Origin of the sequence: Nonomuraea sp. NPDC050383 (assembly GCF_044459125.1) — a bacterium.
Lineage (GTDB): Bacteria > Actinomycetota > Actinomycetes > Streptosporangiales > Streptosporangiaceae > Nonomuraea.
In genome coordinates, this window is sequence record NZ_JBITIP010000002.1 from 524,565 (window position 1) to 538,245 (window position 13,681).

At 73.2% G+C, this 13,681-nt stretch carries 13 protein-coding genes; 10 read left to right on the forward strand and 3 right to left on the reverse strand.

The window, feature by feature from the left end; translation table 11 throughout:
* Positions 1-40: 40 nt before the first annotated feature.
* The 7 genes from ACIBG4_RS07155 to ACIBG4_RS07185 all read left to right on the forward strand — a co-directional run bounded on the left by ACIBG4_RS07155 (position 41) and on the right by ACIBG4_RS07185 (position 7,836).
* Positions 41-685: an NYN domain-containing protein gene (locus ACIBG4_RS07155; RefSeq protein WP_397201059.1), complete on the forward strand. Its 645-nt coding sequence runs from the start codon at positions 41-43 to the stop codon at positions 683-685.
* A 209-nt stretch (positions 686-894) separates the two neighbouring features.
* Positions 895-2,352 (forward strand): uracil-xanthine permease family protein, encoded by a 1,458-nt coding sequence (locus ACIBG4_RS07160; protein WP_397201060.1) that lies wholly within the window; start codon positions 895-897, stop codon positions 2,350-2,352.
* Entirely contained in the window at positions 2,349-3,305 is a 957-nt protein-coding gene (locus tag ACIBG4_RS07165; protein ID WP_397201061.1) for an FAD binding domain-containing protein, read from the forward strand. The genes ACIBG4_RS07160 and ACIBG4_RS07165 overlap by 4 nt, the downstream gene beginning before the upstream one ends.
* A 19-nt stretch (positions 3,306-3,324) precedes the next feature.
* Positions 3,325-3,804, forward strand: a complete 480-nt coding sequence (locus tag ACIBG4_RS07170) for a (2Fe-2S)-binding protein (protein WP_397201062.1) — start codon at positions 3,325-3,327, stop codon at positions 3,802-3,804.
* Positions 3,801-6,182 (forward strand): aerobic carbon-monoxide dehydrogenase large subunit, encoded by a 2,382-nt coding sequence (gene cutA, locus ACIBG4_RS07175; RefSeq protein WP_397201063.1) that lies wholly within the window; start codon positions 3,801-3,803, stop codon positions 6,180-6,182. Before ACIBG4_RS07170 ends, cutA begins: the two co-directional genes overlap by 4 nt.
* A gap of 9 nt (positions 6,183-6,191) precedes the next feature.
* Positions 6,192-7,286 (forward strand): leucine-rich repeat domain-containing protein, encoded by a 1,095-nt coding sequence (locus tag ACIBG4_RS07180; protein ID WP_397201064.1) that lies wholly within the window; start codon positions 6,192-6,194, stop codon positions 7,284-7,286.
* Between the two features lie 73 nt (positions 7,287-7,359).
* On the forward strand, positions 7,360-7,836 hold the full coding sequence (locus ACIBG4_RS07185; protein WP_310716931.1) for a hypothetical protein: 477 nt from the start codon (positions 7,360-7,362) through the stop codon (positions 7,834-7,836).
* Positions 7,837-7,907: 71 nt separating this feature from the next.
* Here the strand turns inward: ACIBG4_RS07185 and cydB are convergent, their stop codons facing one another.
* Both cydB and ACIBG4_RS07195 read right to left on the reverse strand, forming a co-directional pair.
* A complete protein-coding gene (cydB, locus tag ACIBG4_RS07190) occupies positions 7,908-8,846 on the reverse strand; it encodes a cytochrome d ubiquinol oxidase subunit II (RefSeq protein WP_397201065.1) in 939 nt (312 codons plus the stop codon).
* A gap of 28 nt (positions 8,847-8,874) precedes the next feature.
* Complete coding sequence (locus tag ACIBG4_RS07195; RefSeq protein WP_397201066.1) at positions 8,875-10,227, reverse strand: cytochrome ubiquinol oxidase subunit I; 1,353 nt, start codon at positions 10,225-10,227, stop codon at positions 8,875-8,877.
* 265 nt (positions 10,228-10,492) lie between these two features.
* On the opposite strand from ACIBG4_RS07195, the gene ACIBG4_RS07200 reads away from it, so the two are divergent.
* The 3 genes from ACIBG4_RS07200 (at position 10,493) to ACIBG4_RS07210 (ending at position 12,973) form a co-directional block, all read left to right on the forward strand.
* Entirely contained in the window at positions 10,493-11,182 is a 690-nt protein-coding gene (locus ACIBG4_RS07200) for a carbon monoxide dehydrogenase subunit G (RefSeq protein ID WP_397201067.1), read from the forward strand.
* 199 nt (positions 11,183-11,381) lie between these two features.
* The gene (locus ACIBG4_RS07205) at positions 11,382-12,230 is read left to right on the forward strand and encodes a hypothetical protein (RefSeq protein WP_397201068.1); all 849 of its coding nucleotides are present in this window, start codon (positions 11,382-11,384) and stop codon (positions 12,228-12,230) included.
* Positions 12,231-12,271: 41 nt separating this feature from the next.
* Positions 12,272-12,973 (forward strand): DsbA family protein, encoded by a 702-nt coding sequence (locus tag ACIBG4_RS07210; RefSeq protein WP_397201069.1) that lies wholly within the window; start codon positions 12,272-12,274, stop codon positions 12,971-12,973.
* Between the two features lie 39 nt (positions 12,974-13,012).
* Here ACIBG4_RS07210 and ACIBG4_RS07215 read toward each other — a convergent pair whose 3' ends face one another.
* A complete protein-coding gene (locus ACIBG4_RS07215) occupies positions 13,013-13,660 on the reverse strand; it encodes a thymidine kinase (RefSeq protein WP_397201071.1) in 648 nt (215 codons plus the stop codon).
* Positions 13,661-13,681: the final 21 nt, after the last annotated feature.

A 13,681-nucleotide genomic window follows, 5' to 3' on the forward strand; every position in this document is an offset into this window, starting at 1 on the left:
AGCCCCGGGCGTTGATGACTCCATGTTAGGGACGGTGGCCATGGGTGACAAGCCGAACGGGGATATCGCGCGCGTCGGCGTCTACGTCGACGGCTACAACCTGTACTACGGCCTGCGGACGTTGAGCCGCCGCCGTGACCTCTGGCTGGACCTCGGAGAGCTGGCGCGCAATCTGCTGCGTCAGGGGCAGCAGCTGCAGCACGTCACCTACTTCACGGCTGTGGTCCGCGCCGACCCGGACGCCGTGGCCCGGCAGAGGGCCTACCTCGCGGCCTTGCGCGGCCGCGGCACCGAGGTGGTGCTCGGCCGGTTCCAGGAGCAGATCAAGCAGTGCCGCAGATGCGGAGCCACCTGGCGGTCGTACGAGGAGAAGAAGACGGACGTCGCGATCGCCAGCGCCATGGTCGCGGATGTCGCTCTCGGGCGGGTGGACGTGGTGATGCTCGTGTCGGCCGACTCCGACCTGTGCGCCGCCGTCGAGGCGGTCCGTGAGATGGACGAGCGGCGGGACGCCAAGACCAGGGTCGTCTCGGTGTTCCCGCCGGGCAAGAGCGCCGACGGCCTGCGGCAGGTCAGCGACGCCTGGTTTCCGCTGGGAGCGGCGGTCATCCGGCGCTCGCAGCTTCCCGACGTGGTGCGGACCGGGGACGGCGCCCTCTACCACCGTCCGCCGCACTGGAACTGACCTCACCGTTCAGGTGCGGCGGCGTGAGTGAGGGGAATGCTGGTGCTGTACGTGAATTTGGCAGATCATGCCCGTGTAGGAGTGCCACGACGGGCCTAATGTGCCCGCAACGGAAAGATCCGCACGGGAAAGACCGCACAGGGGAGAGCCGCCGCGGAGGAGCCTGCGGGGCGGCCACTGCCCGACGGCCCGGCTGAAGAGGGGCTTTCATGGTTTTCGGCTGGACCAAACACGGTGACGGCAAGCATCTGGCTCCCGGCGAGGTGGTCAGGCCGGACGAGCGGCTGACCTGGCCGCGCATGATCGGCTTCGGCGCGCAGCACGTCGTCGCGATGTTCGGCGCCACGTTCGTCTTCCCGCTCGTCATGGGCCTCGACCCGAACGTCGCGATCATGATGTCCGGCGTGGCCACGATCCTGTTCCTGCTGATCGTCAAGGGCAGGATCCCCAGCTACCTCGGCACCAGCGCCTCGTTCGTGGGCGGGGTGCTCGCGCTGAGGGCGATCTTCGGGGGCGACACCGCCGGGGCCGACGCGATCGTCACCGGCGCCATCCTCGTCGCCGGGCTCGTGCTCGCGCTCGCCGGGGTGGCGGTGCACTTCCTCGGCGTCGGCATCATCCACAAGATGTTCCCGCCCGTCGTGACCGGCGGGGTGGTCATGCTCATCGGGTTCGGGCTGGCGTACGTGGTGGCCGACGTGTACTGGCCGCAGGACCAGTGGATGGCGCTGGTCACGATGCTGGTGACGTTCGTGCTGGTGGTGGCGGTCAAGGGGTTCGTCGGCCGGATCGGCATCCTCATCGGGCTGGTGATCGGGTACGTGCTGTCGTGGGCGGCCGACCGGGTGTTCGGCAAGGTGCCCGCCTACAACGACGGGACGCTGACCCTCGCGCCGCACTTCCGCGTGGACCTGTCCAAGGTGGCGTCGGCCCCGTGGGTGGGGCTGCCGGACTTCCACCTGCCCGACATCCGCCTCTCCGCCGCGCTGCTCGTGCTGCCCGCGGTCATCGCGCTGATCGCCGAGAACATCGGCCACGTCAAGGCCGTCGGCGAGATGACCCGCACCGACGTCGACCCGTACGTGGGCCGGGCCATCGCCGCGGACGGCATCGCCACCGTGGTCACCAGCGCGGTCGGCGGCTCGCCCACCACCACCTACGCCGAGAACATCGGCGTCATGGCCGCCACCAAGGTCTACTCCACGGCCGCCTACTACATCGCCGGCGTCTTCGCGATCGCGTTCGGGCTGAGCCCGAAGTTCGGCGCGCTGGTGTCCGCCACGCCGTCCGGCGTGCTGGGCGGCGTCACGGTCATCCTGTACGGCATGATCGGACTCCTCGGCGCCAAGATCTGGGTCGAGAACCGGGTCGACTTCGCCGATCCGCTGAACATGGTGCCCATCGGCGCCGGCATCATCCTGGCGGTCGGGCCGGTGAAGTTCCTGATCAGCTCGGAGTTCCGGCTGGAGGGGATCGCGCTCGGCACCATCGTGCTGGTGGGCGGGTACCACCTGCTGCGGGTGATCGCCGGTCGGCCACTGCCCGCGCCCGGCGGAGCCGCCGCCGCGGGGGCCACGGGCGGGGGCGGGACCGGTGCGGGCGGGACCGGTGCGGGGGAGACGGCCGCGGGAGAGTCGGCCGCCGAGGACAGGAGGGACGCGGGGTGAAGCCGCCGCCGTTCGCCTACCACGCGCCGCGCGACCTGCGCGAGGCGCTGGACCTGCTGGCCGAGGTGGACGGCAAGGTGCTCGCCGGGGGGCAGAGCCTGATCCCGCTGCTCAACATGCGGCTGGCCGCGCCCGCCCACGTCGTGGACGTCAACCGCCTGCCGGGCCTGTCCACGATCGAGGCGGGCCCCGGGGGCGTGACCGTGGGGGCGCTGGCGCGGCAGGCCGAGGTGGCGCGCTCCGGCGTCCACCCGCTGCTGGGGCAGGCGCTGCGGCTGGTCGCCCACCCGGTCATCCGCAACCGCGGCACGGTCGTGGGCAGCCTCGTCCACGCCGACCCGGCCGCCGAACTGCCGGCCGTGCTGGCCGTCCTGGGCGGGTCCGTACGCCTGGCCCGCCGCGCCCCGAACGGCATCAGCGGCTCGGGCATGTCCGATGGACACGGTGGACCTGGCGGACCCGGTGGACCCGGCGGGATCGGTGGCGCGGGGGCGGCCGTGCGGGAGGTGGGGGCGGACGCGTTCTTCACCGGGCCGCTGGAGTCGGCGGTGGAGGCCGGGGAGCTGGCCGTGTCGGCGTTCTTCCCGGCGCTGCCCCCCAGGTCCGGGTCGGCGTTCGCGGAAGTGGCCCGGCGGCACGGCGACTACGCGCTGGCCGGCGTGTGCGCCGTGGTGACGCTGGACGAGGACCTGCACGTGGCCGCGGCCCGCGTGGCGTGCGTCGGCGTCGGCCCGGTCCCGGTCGTGGCGGACGTGACGGAGGAGTGCGGGCGGCGGCCCGCGGCCACGGTCCCGTGGGAGGCGGTCACGGCGGCCGTGCGGCGGGCCGTGGAGCCGGAGGACGACATCCACGCGAGCGCCGCGTACCGGCTGCACCTGGTGGGCGTCCTCGCCGAGCGGGTGCTGAGGGAGGCGGCGGCCCGCGCCACCGCCTGCCATGAGGACCCGTCGTGAACGAAGGGTGAGGAGAGCGGTGGAGCACGAGATCACGCTGGTCGTGAACGGCACCGCCCGCCGGGCGCGGGTGCCGGGGCGGCGGCTGCTGTCCGACTGCCTGCGCCACGACCTCGGCCTGACCGGCACCCACGTCGGCTGCGAGCACGGCGTCTGCGGCTGCTGCACGGTCCTGCTCGACGGCGAGCCGGTGCGCTCCTGCCTGACGCTCGCGGTGACCGTGGACGGCGGGCAGATCACCACGGTCGAGGGGCTGGCCGGGCCGGACGGGCTGTCGCCGGTGCAGCGGGCGTTCGAGGAGTGCCACGCCCTCCAGTGCGGCTTCTGCACCCCGGGCTTCCTCTGCACGGTCACCGCGCTGCTGCGCGACAACCCGGCGCCGGCCGACGACGAGGTGCTGGAGGGCATCTCCGGCAACCTGTGCCGCTGCACCGGCTACCAGAACATCGTCAAGGCCGTCCACCGCGCCGCCGAGCTGCTGGCGGAGGAGACGCCGTGAGCACGAGGCTGTTCGGCGAGCCGGTGCGCAGGCGCGAGGACCGCCGGCTGCTGACCGGCCGGGGCCGCTACGTCGACGACCTGGGCCAGGACGCGCTGGCCGCCGCGTTCGTCCGCTCCCCGCACGCCCGCGCCCGCATCCGCGACATCGACGTCTCCGCCGCCCTCGACGTCGAGGGCCTGGTCGCGATCTACACCTGGGAGGACCTGCCCGAGCGTGTGGGACGGCCGCTGCCGCTGCTCATCCCGCACCCCGCGCTCACCCACGGCCGCACCGCGTACCCGCTGGCCCGCGAGGTGGTCCGCCACGTGGGCGAGCCGGTCGTCATGGTGGTGGCCGCCGACCGCTACCTCGCCGAGGACGCCTGCGCGCTCATCAACGTCGACTACGAGCCGCTCAAGCCGGTCGTCGGCCTGGAGGAGGCGGCGCTCGGGGCGCGGCTCGTCCACGACGACGTGCCCGGCAACGTGGGGGCCCGCCTCGTCCAGGAGGTCCCGGCCCGCGACGGCAGGAGCGCCCGGGAGGCCGTCGAGGAGGCGCCGCACACGCTGGCGTTCCGGCTGGACGTCGAGCGCAGCGCCAGCATGCCGCTGGAGGGCCGCGGCGTGCACGCCCGCTGGGACGGCACCGACCTGCGCGTCCACTCCAGCACCCAGACCTCGACCAGCGTGCGGATGGCGGTGGCCGCCGCGCTCGGTCTGCCGCTGCCGCACGTCGAGGTGATCGCGCCGGACGTGGGCGGCGGGTTCGGCGTGAAGATCGTGCACCCGTGGCCGGAGGAGATCCTGGTGCCGTGGGCCGCGATGAGGCTCGGCCGCGAGGTCAAGTGGACGGAGGACCGGCGCGAGCACTTCGTCTCCTCGGCGCACGAGCGGGCGCAGGTGCAGTACGTGCGGGTCGGGTTCGACGACGACGGGCGCGTGCTGGGGCTGGACGTGACGATCCTGCACGACCACGGCGCCTACACGCCGTACGGGATCATCGTGCCGATCGTCACCTCCACCCAGCTCCTCGGGCCGTACAAGATCGGCGCCTACCGGGTGGAGTTCTCCGCGATCTACACCAACACCGTGCAGGTCACGCCGTACCGGGGGGCCGGCCGGCCGCAGGGCGTGTTCTGCATGGAGCGCACCATGGACCGGATCGCCCGCCACCTCGGCAAGGACCGCACCGAGGTGCGGCGGGCCAACTTCATCGAGCCGGACGAGTTCCCGTACGACCAGGGCATGATCTTCCAGGACGGCCGGCCGCTGATCTACGACAGCGGCGACTACCCGCGGATGCTCGCCATGCTCAAGGAGCTGATCGGCTGGGACGCCTTCGAGCGGCGGCCCGGCCGCGGCATCGGGATCGGCTGCTACGTCGAGGGGACCGGCGTCGGCCCGTACGAGGGCGGCCACGTGCAGGTCACCTCCGACGGCCGCGTCCACGTCTCCACGGGCCTCACCTCGCAGGGACAGGGCCACGAGACGGTGTTCGCGCAGATCGCCGCCACCGAGCTGGGCGTGCCCATCGAGCGGATCTCGGTGGTGACCGGCGACACGCGCAGGTTCGGGTACGCGGTGGGCACGTTCGCCTCCCGCGCGGCCGTCGTCAGCGGCAACGCCATCGCGCTGGCCTGCCGGAAGGTGCGGGCCAAGGCGCTGCGCATCGCGGCCGACGCGCTGGAGGCCGACCCGGCCGACCTGGAGATCACCGACGGCGTCGTCCACGTGGTGGGGACGCCGTCGGCGTCGATCCCGCTGGCCACGGTCGCCGTGCTGGCCAACCCGCTGCGCTACGCCTTCGACGACGAGGTCGTGCGGGCCACCCAGTTCGCGGGCGCCTCCTCGCCCGACCGGCCGCCGGTCGCCGAGGGCGACGAGCCCGGGCTGGAGGGACGCGACTACTACTCGCCGATCAGGTCCACCTTCGCCGCCGGCATGCACGCCGCGATCGTGGAGACCGACCCGCTGACGGCCGAGATCCGGGTGGTCAGGTACGCGGTGGTGCACGACTGCGGGCGGCTGGTCAACCCGATGATCGTCGAGGGGCAGATCCACGGCGGCGTCGCGCAGGGCATCGGCGGCGCGCTGTACGAGCGGATGGTCTACGACGGGGACGGGCAGCTGCTCAACGCCTCGTTCATGGACTTCCTCATGCCGTACGCCACGGAGGTCCCCCGGATCGAGACCGCCCACCTGGAGACGCCGTCGCCGCTCAACCCGCTCGGCGTGAAGGGGGCGGGGGAGGCGGGCGTCATCCCGGTCTCGGCGGTCATCGCCTCGGCCATCGAGGACGCGGAGGGCATCACCATCGACCGGATGCCGATCTCGCCGTCGGAGCTGTTCGAGCTGCGTGCCCACGGCGTCACGCGCCCAGGTGACGCCGTGGGATGATCGGCGGCCATGACCCCGCAAGACGACACCCGGACCGTGACCGCGCTGCGCGCCCCCGGCGCGGGCCTGACCCACGTCCCCGGCGACGCGGCCGGCCTCGCCGCCGTCCGCCTCGTCGACCTGGCGTGGAACGAGCTGACCGAGCTGCCCGCCTGGATCGGCGCGCTCCCGTCGCTGGAGGAGCTCAGGCTCGACGGCAACCGCCTCACCACCCTGCCCCGCCTCACCGGCCTGACCGCGCTGCGCACGCTGCACCTCGACGGCAACCGCCTGAGCGCCGTCCCCGAGTGCCCGCCCGGCCTGGAGACGCTCTTCCTGTACGGCAACGCCGTCGAAGCCCTGCCCGGCCGGTTCGGCGGGCGGCTGCGGCACCTGTCGGCCGGCGGGAACCGGCTGACCGCCCTCCCGCCGGGCCTGTGGGACGAGACCGGGCTGGAGTCCCTCAACCTGGCCGAGAACCTGCTCACCGAGGTGCCGCCCGCGATCGGCCGGCTCACCCGCCTGCGCATGCTCGACCTCGGTCACAACCGCCTCACCTCGCTCCCGGCCGAGCTGGGCGACCTCGGCCTGACCGGCTACCTGTACCTGAGCGACAACCTGCTCACCGAGGCCCCCGCGTGGCTCGGCAGGCTGGACCGGCTCGCGTACCTGGGCCTCACCGACAACAGGCTGACCCGCCTGCCCGAGGAGATCGGCGGGATGGCGTCGCTGGTGGAGCTGCGGCTGTACGGCAACCGGCTGGCGGAGCTGCCCCGGGCCATCGGGCGGCTGGGCCGGCTGCGCGAGCTGCACCTGCGCGGCAACCGCCTGACCGCGCTGCCCCCGTCGATCGGCGAGCTGGCCGGGCTGCGCCTCCTCGACCTGCGCGACAACCTCCTCACCGAGCTGCCGCCGGAGATCGGGCGGCTGAGCCGGCTCACCGCGCTCGACCTGCGCAACAACCGGCTGCGGCGCCTGCCCGGCACGCTCGCCGAGCTGCCCGCGCTGGAGAAGCTCGACCTGCGCTGGAACAAGCTCGACCCCGACGAGCTCCTGGATCCCTCCGGCGCCGAGCCCGAGCCGCTGCGCCGGCTGCGGGAGCGCGGCTGCGTCGTCCTCACCTGACGGCGGCCCGTTCCCGGACATATGTCGGCGGAATGAGGTGAACCGCCCACGCAAAGGGTGCGTATCTCGGCACATGACGACACTTCCACGTCTGGCCGCTTCTGCGCTGCTGGTCGGACTCGTCGCGGCCTGCTCGTCCGGCGGTGGCGGTACCGGTGGCGGCCGGCTCGCCGCCGGAGTCCAGCAGGGCGGTGCCAAGCCCGCCGCCCCCGAGAAGATCTACACGGTGGAGCAGCTCTCGGCCAAGGTCGGCTGCAAGCCGAAGATCCAGGTCGACGCGGTGGACATCCGCACCGGCTACTGCAAGACCAAGGTCGGCGAGTTCTTCGTCAACACCTTCAGCACCGAGCACGGCAAGGACGAGTGGATGGACCGGGCCCCCGAGTACAACCCGCACCTCGTCGGGCCCCGGTGGACGGTCCTGTCCAGCCTCAAGGTGCTGCGTGCGCTGCAGAAGCCCCTCAACGGCGACCTGCACCTGAAGGACCACCGCACCAAGTCGCCCACGCCGGCGCCCTCGGCGGAGGACGACGGGAACAGCGGCTACTGACGGCGGCCCCGGACACCGGGCCGGCCCGCGCGAGCACCCTCAGGCGCCCGTCGCGGGCGGGCGGGCGGCGCTCAGCGGGGCAGGGCCACCCGCTTGCGGAACACCCAGTACGTCCACGCCTGGTAGGCGAGCACGAACGGCAGCGTGATGAGCCCGATCCAGGTCAGCATGGTGAGGGTGTACGGGGCGGAGGCGGCCTCGGCCAGGGTGAGGCCGGGCAGCGGCGCCTGCTTGAGCCGGGCGAACACCGCCACCGACGTCAGCGCGATGGCCGCCGCCGTGGCCGTGAACGCCCAGCCCTCGCGCCGCCGCCAGATCAGCGCGACCGCCGCCGCCAGCACCGCCATGGCCACCAGCGCCGCCGCCTGAGCCGGCACCGAGGTCGCGCCGGTCGCCGAGGCCGCGCCGGTCGCCGAGCCGTTCGCCGAGGCGATGCCGGACAGGGCCACCACGCCCAGCGGCAGCGCCACCACGCCGGTGGCCAGCGCCGCCACCCGGGCCCGCCGCCGCACGTGGCCCTCGGTGCGCAGCGCGAGGAAGACCGCGCCGTGCAGCAGGCTCATCGCCAGCGTGAACGCCCCGCCCACCAGCGCCGCCACCGCGCCGTCGAACAGCAGGCCGGCGAAGACGGCCCCCCACAGGAAGGCGGGCAGCGCGCTGCCGACCACGATGCCGAGGTCGCACCACGCCGGGTGGGTGACCTTGCCGCGCCACTCCAGCCCGACGCCGCGCACGATCAGCCCGGCCAGCACGAGCACCACGGGCAGGTAGAACGAGCTGAACATCCCGGAGTACCAGGCGGGGAAGGCGGCGAACATCGCCCCCACCGCCGTGATCAGCCACACCTCGTTGCCGTCCCACACCGGGCCGATGGTCTGCAGGCTCTGCCGCTGCTCGGCGTCGTCGCCGCCCACGAACGGCGCCAGCATCCCGACCCCGAAGTCGAACCCCTCCAGCACGAAGTAGCCGGTCCACAGGAAGGCGATGACCAGGAACCACAGGTCGATCACGGTCTTCTCCTCAGTACATCAGCACGATTCAGTACATCAGTGACGGTTCGAGCCGCTCGGCCGGCGCCTCGGCGGGCGCGGGCCGTTCCTCCTCCGGGCCCTTGCGGACGTGCCGCACGAGCAGGACGGCCTCGGCCACGGCGAGCCCGCCGTACAGGACGGTGAACAGGGCCAGCGAGAGGGCCACCTCGGTGAGGCTCACGCCGGGGGAGACGCTGGCGGCGGTCAGCAGCTCGCCCGCGACCGTCCACGGCTGGCGGCCGACCTCGCTCAGCAGCCAGCCCGCGGTGACCGCGAGCAGCGGCAGCGGCAGCGCCAGCACGAACAGGCGCGCCATGAGGCGGGGCATCGGCCGGCGGCGCCGGGTGAGCCAGAGCCCGAGCACCGACAGCCCCACGGTGGACAGGCCGAAGCCGAGCATCACCCGGTACGACCAGAACACCACGGTCTGGTCGGGGCGGTAGTCGCCGGGGCCGAACTGCTGCTCCAGTCGCCGCTGGATGTCCTCGGTGCCCTGGACGGTCGCGTCGGGGTCGTTGGTGGACAGGAAGCTGAGCAGCTTGGGGATCTCGATGCCGGGCACGACGGTGAAGCCCGCGCCGGCGGTGTCACGCTCCAGGCCCTCGGCGGAGGCCAGCTTCATCGGCTGCTGCTCGTAGGCCAGCTTGCCCGACATGTCGCCGCTGCCGGCCACGACGAGCCCGGCGAGCGCGGTCATGACGAGCGCCGCCCGGGCGGCGCCGCGCCACATGCCCTCGCGCGTGCGCAGCAGCCAGTAGCCGCTCACCGCGAGCACGAAGCCGCCCGCCACGATGAACGCCGCCCCGATCACGTGGGGCACCTGGGCGAGGGCGGTGGAGTTGGTGAGCACGGCCCACAGGTCGGTCATGCGGGCGCGGCCGCCGACGACCTCGTAGCCGACGGGGTGCTTCATCCAGGCGTTGGCCGCGAGGATGAAGTACGCGGACAGGTTGGAGCCGATGGCGGCGGCCCAGATGCACGCCAGGTGCACCCGCTTGGGCAGCCGCTCCCAGCCGAAGATCCACAGGCCCAGGAACGTGGACTCCATGAAGAACGCCAGCAGCGCCTCCATGGCCAGCGGCGCGCCGAACACGTCACCGACGAAGGTGGAGTACTCGCTCCAGTTCATCCCGAACTGGAACTCCTGCACGATGCCGGTCACCACGCCCATGGCGAAGTTGATCAGGAACAGCTTCCCGAAGAACTTGGTCAGCCGGAGGTAGTGCTCCTTGCCGGTGCGGTGCCACGCGGTCTGCAGGCCCGCCACGAACACGCCCAGGCCGATCGTCAGCGGCACGAACAGAAAGTGGTAGACGGTGGTCACCCCGAACTGCCACCGCGCTAGGTCTAGTGCGTCCATATCCCCTCGCCCGTTCCGGCGCTCTACAGGCCGTAGTGCATCTACGTCCAGTAGTACTACAAGCTGTAGAGCAATGCATTGCGATCTTCGTCACAGCACGCTCTTTCGTCGGTGTCTCCGAGGATGTCGCACCTGGCAGGGCCGCCGCGTCAGCCCGCAGGCTGATCCCGGGCTACCCCGCGCGACGGACCCCGGCGGCGACGCGTACCGGCTTCTGGCAGGTGTTGCCCTTATCGCGGGGGAGGTCCGTGCTTAGGGTGGCGATGTGAAGGTCGCAGGTAGCGCCGTGATCGGCGTCGAGAGAGATCGCGTGTGGGCCGCGCTGAGGGACCCGGCGGTGCTGGTGCGCACCATCCCGGGCTGCGAGCGGCTCGAGGAGAGCGGGCCCGACACGTACCGGATGACGGTCAACGCGGGCGTGGCCTCGGTCAGGGGCGTCTACCAGGGCGAGGTGGCGCTCGCCGACCCGCTCGCGCCGGAGAGCTTCGTGCTGCGGGCGCGCGGCCAGGGCGCCCCGGGCATGGTCGACGCCACCGTGCAGGTACGGCTGAGCGAGGTGGACGGGGGGACCCGGGTCGACTACGACGCCGACGCGGTGGTGGGCGGCATGATCGGCGGCGTCGGGCAGCGCATGCTCGGCTCGGTGGCGCGGCGGACGGCCGGCGAGTTCTTCTCGGCCGTCGACCAGGTCCTGCGCGGCCCGGCCGAGCCGGCCCTCGCCGAGTCCGCCCCGCCGCGCGCCGGAACGGAGACGGCGGGTGCCGGCATGGGGCTCGCCGGAACGGGGACGGCGGGCGCGGTCTACGCCAGGCCGGCGCGCGAGCGGCCGGCCGGGGCCCGCACGGAGACGCGTCCGTGGGTGATGCTGGCCTCGTTCGGCATGGGAGCCGGGGTGGCGCTGGCGGGCGTGGCGGTGGGCCGGCTCCTGGCCCGCTCGGGCGGTCGGCACGGCTGACCCGGGCCTGACGGCGGCGCGGACCGCAGCGGCGGCCGGCGGGCCCGAAACCGGCGCCGAGCAGGGCCGGAAAGCGGGGCGCGCGGGCGGGGCCTGCGGGAATGCCGGACCGCCCCTCGCGGAAAAGGATCTCCCGGCGTAGCGTGGCGGTATGCGGCAGGCACATGCTGAAGACGCAAGGACCGAGGCCAGAAGAGTTGTGCGCGACCTCCTCGGCGAGGAGCGACCGACGGCCGAGACGCTGGTCGGCGACGCCCGCGCCGAGCTCGGCGACGAGCGGGTCGACCGCTGTCTCGATCTCGCGCTGGGCGCGGCCCTGACCCGGCGCTCGGCCGAGCTGGCCGCCGTCGCCGCGCTGGTGGTCGGCACCCGTGACCTGGGCACGCAGTGGTGGGGCCGGACGCGCGGCGGCAAGCTGCCCGCGCCGGACGAGGTGCTCGGCACGGCCCTGGCGATCGAGCCGTGGACCGATCTCACCGCGCTGGAGATGCTGGCCGCCTGGATCGCCGACGACACCGCCGACGCGCTCTGGGGACCCCCCGTCGCGGAGGTGGACCTGAACTCGTGGCAGGCGGAGGACCGGTTCGCCCTGCCGGAGGACGCGCGGCCCGGGGACCGGCTGGTCGTGCACTTCGACGCCGGCGGCCGGCTCGACGCGGTCGTCACCCGCCGCCCCGACGAGGAGCTCGGCTCGAACCTCGATTTCCGCTCGCTGCGCTACTCCCGGCCCGCCGAGGCGCAGTGGAGCTGGGGCGTGGCCGCCGGCCTGGGGCCGCACCGGCTGCCGGGCGAGGACCCCGACCCGTACGCCCGCGAGGTGGAGGAGGACGCGGCCGGGATCCTGCGCGACTGGGCCGTACGCCACGGCGCCACGCTGGAGCAGGTGGGCGAGCCGTGGCGGACGGTCGGCGACGTGGTGGCGGCCATCGAGCGGGCCGACTGGATGTGGCGCAGCGGCGAGTGGTTCGGCTGGTGGCGCGGCGCGTCGGCGCTGGTGGACGACTCGGCCTACCTGCCGTACCGGCTGGAGGAGCTCACCGCCGGCTGAGCCCGCCGTCCCCGGCGGAACGGGAGAGCGGCGCGGGCGGAATGTCCGGCATCGCGGCGCGGTTGCCGACGTACATGAAGGTGGAGATATTTTCGGACGTCGCCTGCCCGTGGTGCTACATCGGGCATACCCGCTTCGCCCGCGCGGCCGAGCGGTTCCGCGCCCGCGGCGGCACCCTGGAGGTCACGATGCGGCCGTTCCAGCTCAGCCCCGAGGCCCCCGCCGAGGGCGAGCCGCTGCTCGACGCGCTGGCGCGGAAGTTCGGCCCCGACGTGGCGCGCACGACCGGCCGGGTCGTGGAGGCGGCGGCCGGTGACGGCCTCGAGCTGCGCTTCGACCGGGCGGTCAGCGCCAACACCTTCGAGGCGCACCGGCTGGTCGAGCTGGCCTCCCGCCAGGGGCGCGGCGAGGAGATGGCCGAGCGGCTGTTCCGCGCCCACTTCACCGACGGCCTGAACGTCGCCGACCCGGACGTGCTCGCCGGGCTGGCCGCCGAGACCGGGGTGCGGGACACCGGCGAGGGCGCCGCCGAGGTGAGGGAGCATCTCGACCGCGCCGCGGGGCTCGGGATCAGCGGGGTGCCGCTCTTCCTGTTCGAGGAGAAGTTCGCCGTGTCGGGCGCGCAGCCGGAGGAGACGTTCGCGGCCGCCATCGACGAGGTCGCCGAGCGCACCGGGCAGACCCCCGTCACGCTGCTCGCCGCCCCCGGTGAGGCGTGCGACGACGGCTCCTGCGCCGTCTGACACCGCGGAGAAGTCAGGCCGTCTGGCACCGCGGAGAAGTCAGATCGTGCCCTCGCCCAGCAGGCCCGAGCGGTGGTGACGGCGGCACAGGACCTGGTAGCGGACCGGTGACCGGTCGGCGGCCAGGTCCGTGTCGCCGATCACCACCTGCTCGCCCGTCCGCACCAGCTCCCCGCCCACGATCCGCCCGTTGAGCAGGCCAGGGCGCCCGCACCAGCACAGCACCTCGACCTGGAGCCGGCACACCTCGTCGGCCAGCTCGAACAGCCGCTGCGCCGCCGGGAACATCACCGAGCGGAAGTCCGAGGCCAGCCCGAACGCGTACACGTCCACCCCGTGGTCGTCCACGACGTCGGCGAGCTGCTCGATCTGCTCGACCGTGTAGAAGCACGCCTCGTCGCAGATGAGGTAGTCGACGCGGTCGTGCGCGCGGACCAGCTCGACCAGGTTCAGGGAGTCCTCGACCTCGATCGCCTCCAGGCCGAGCCCGATCCTGCTGGTGACCTGGGGGCCGCCCGAGCGGTCGTGCTTGGTGAGCACCAGGCCGCGCCTGCCCTGGCGGCCGTGGTTGTAGTTCATCTGCAGGGCCAGCGTGGACTTGCCGCAGTCCATGGGGCCGAAGAAGAACTTGAGCACCGCGTCGCGGGTACCAGGTGGAGCGGGGGACAGGGCAGACAGGTCGGTCACGGGGTGCCACCTTATCGGGCT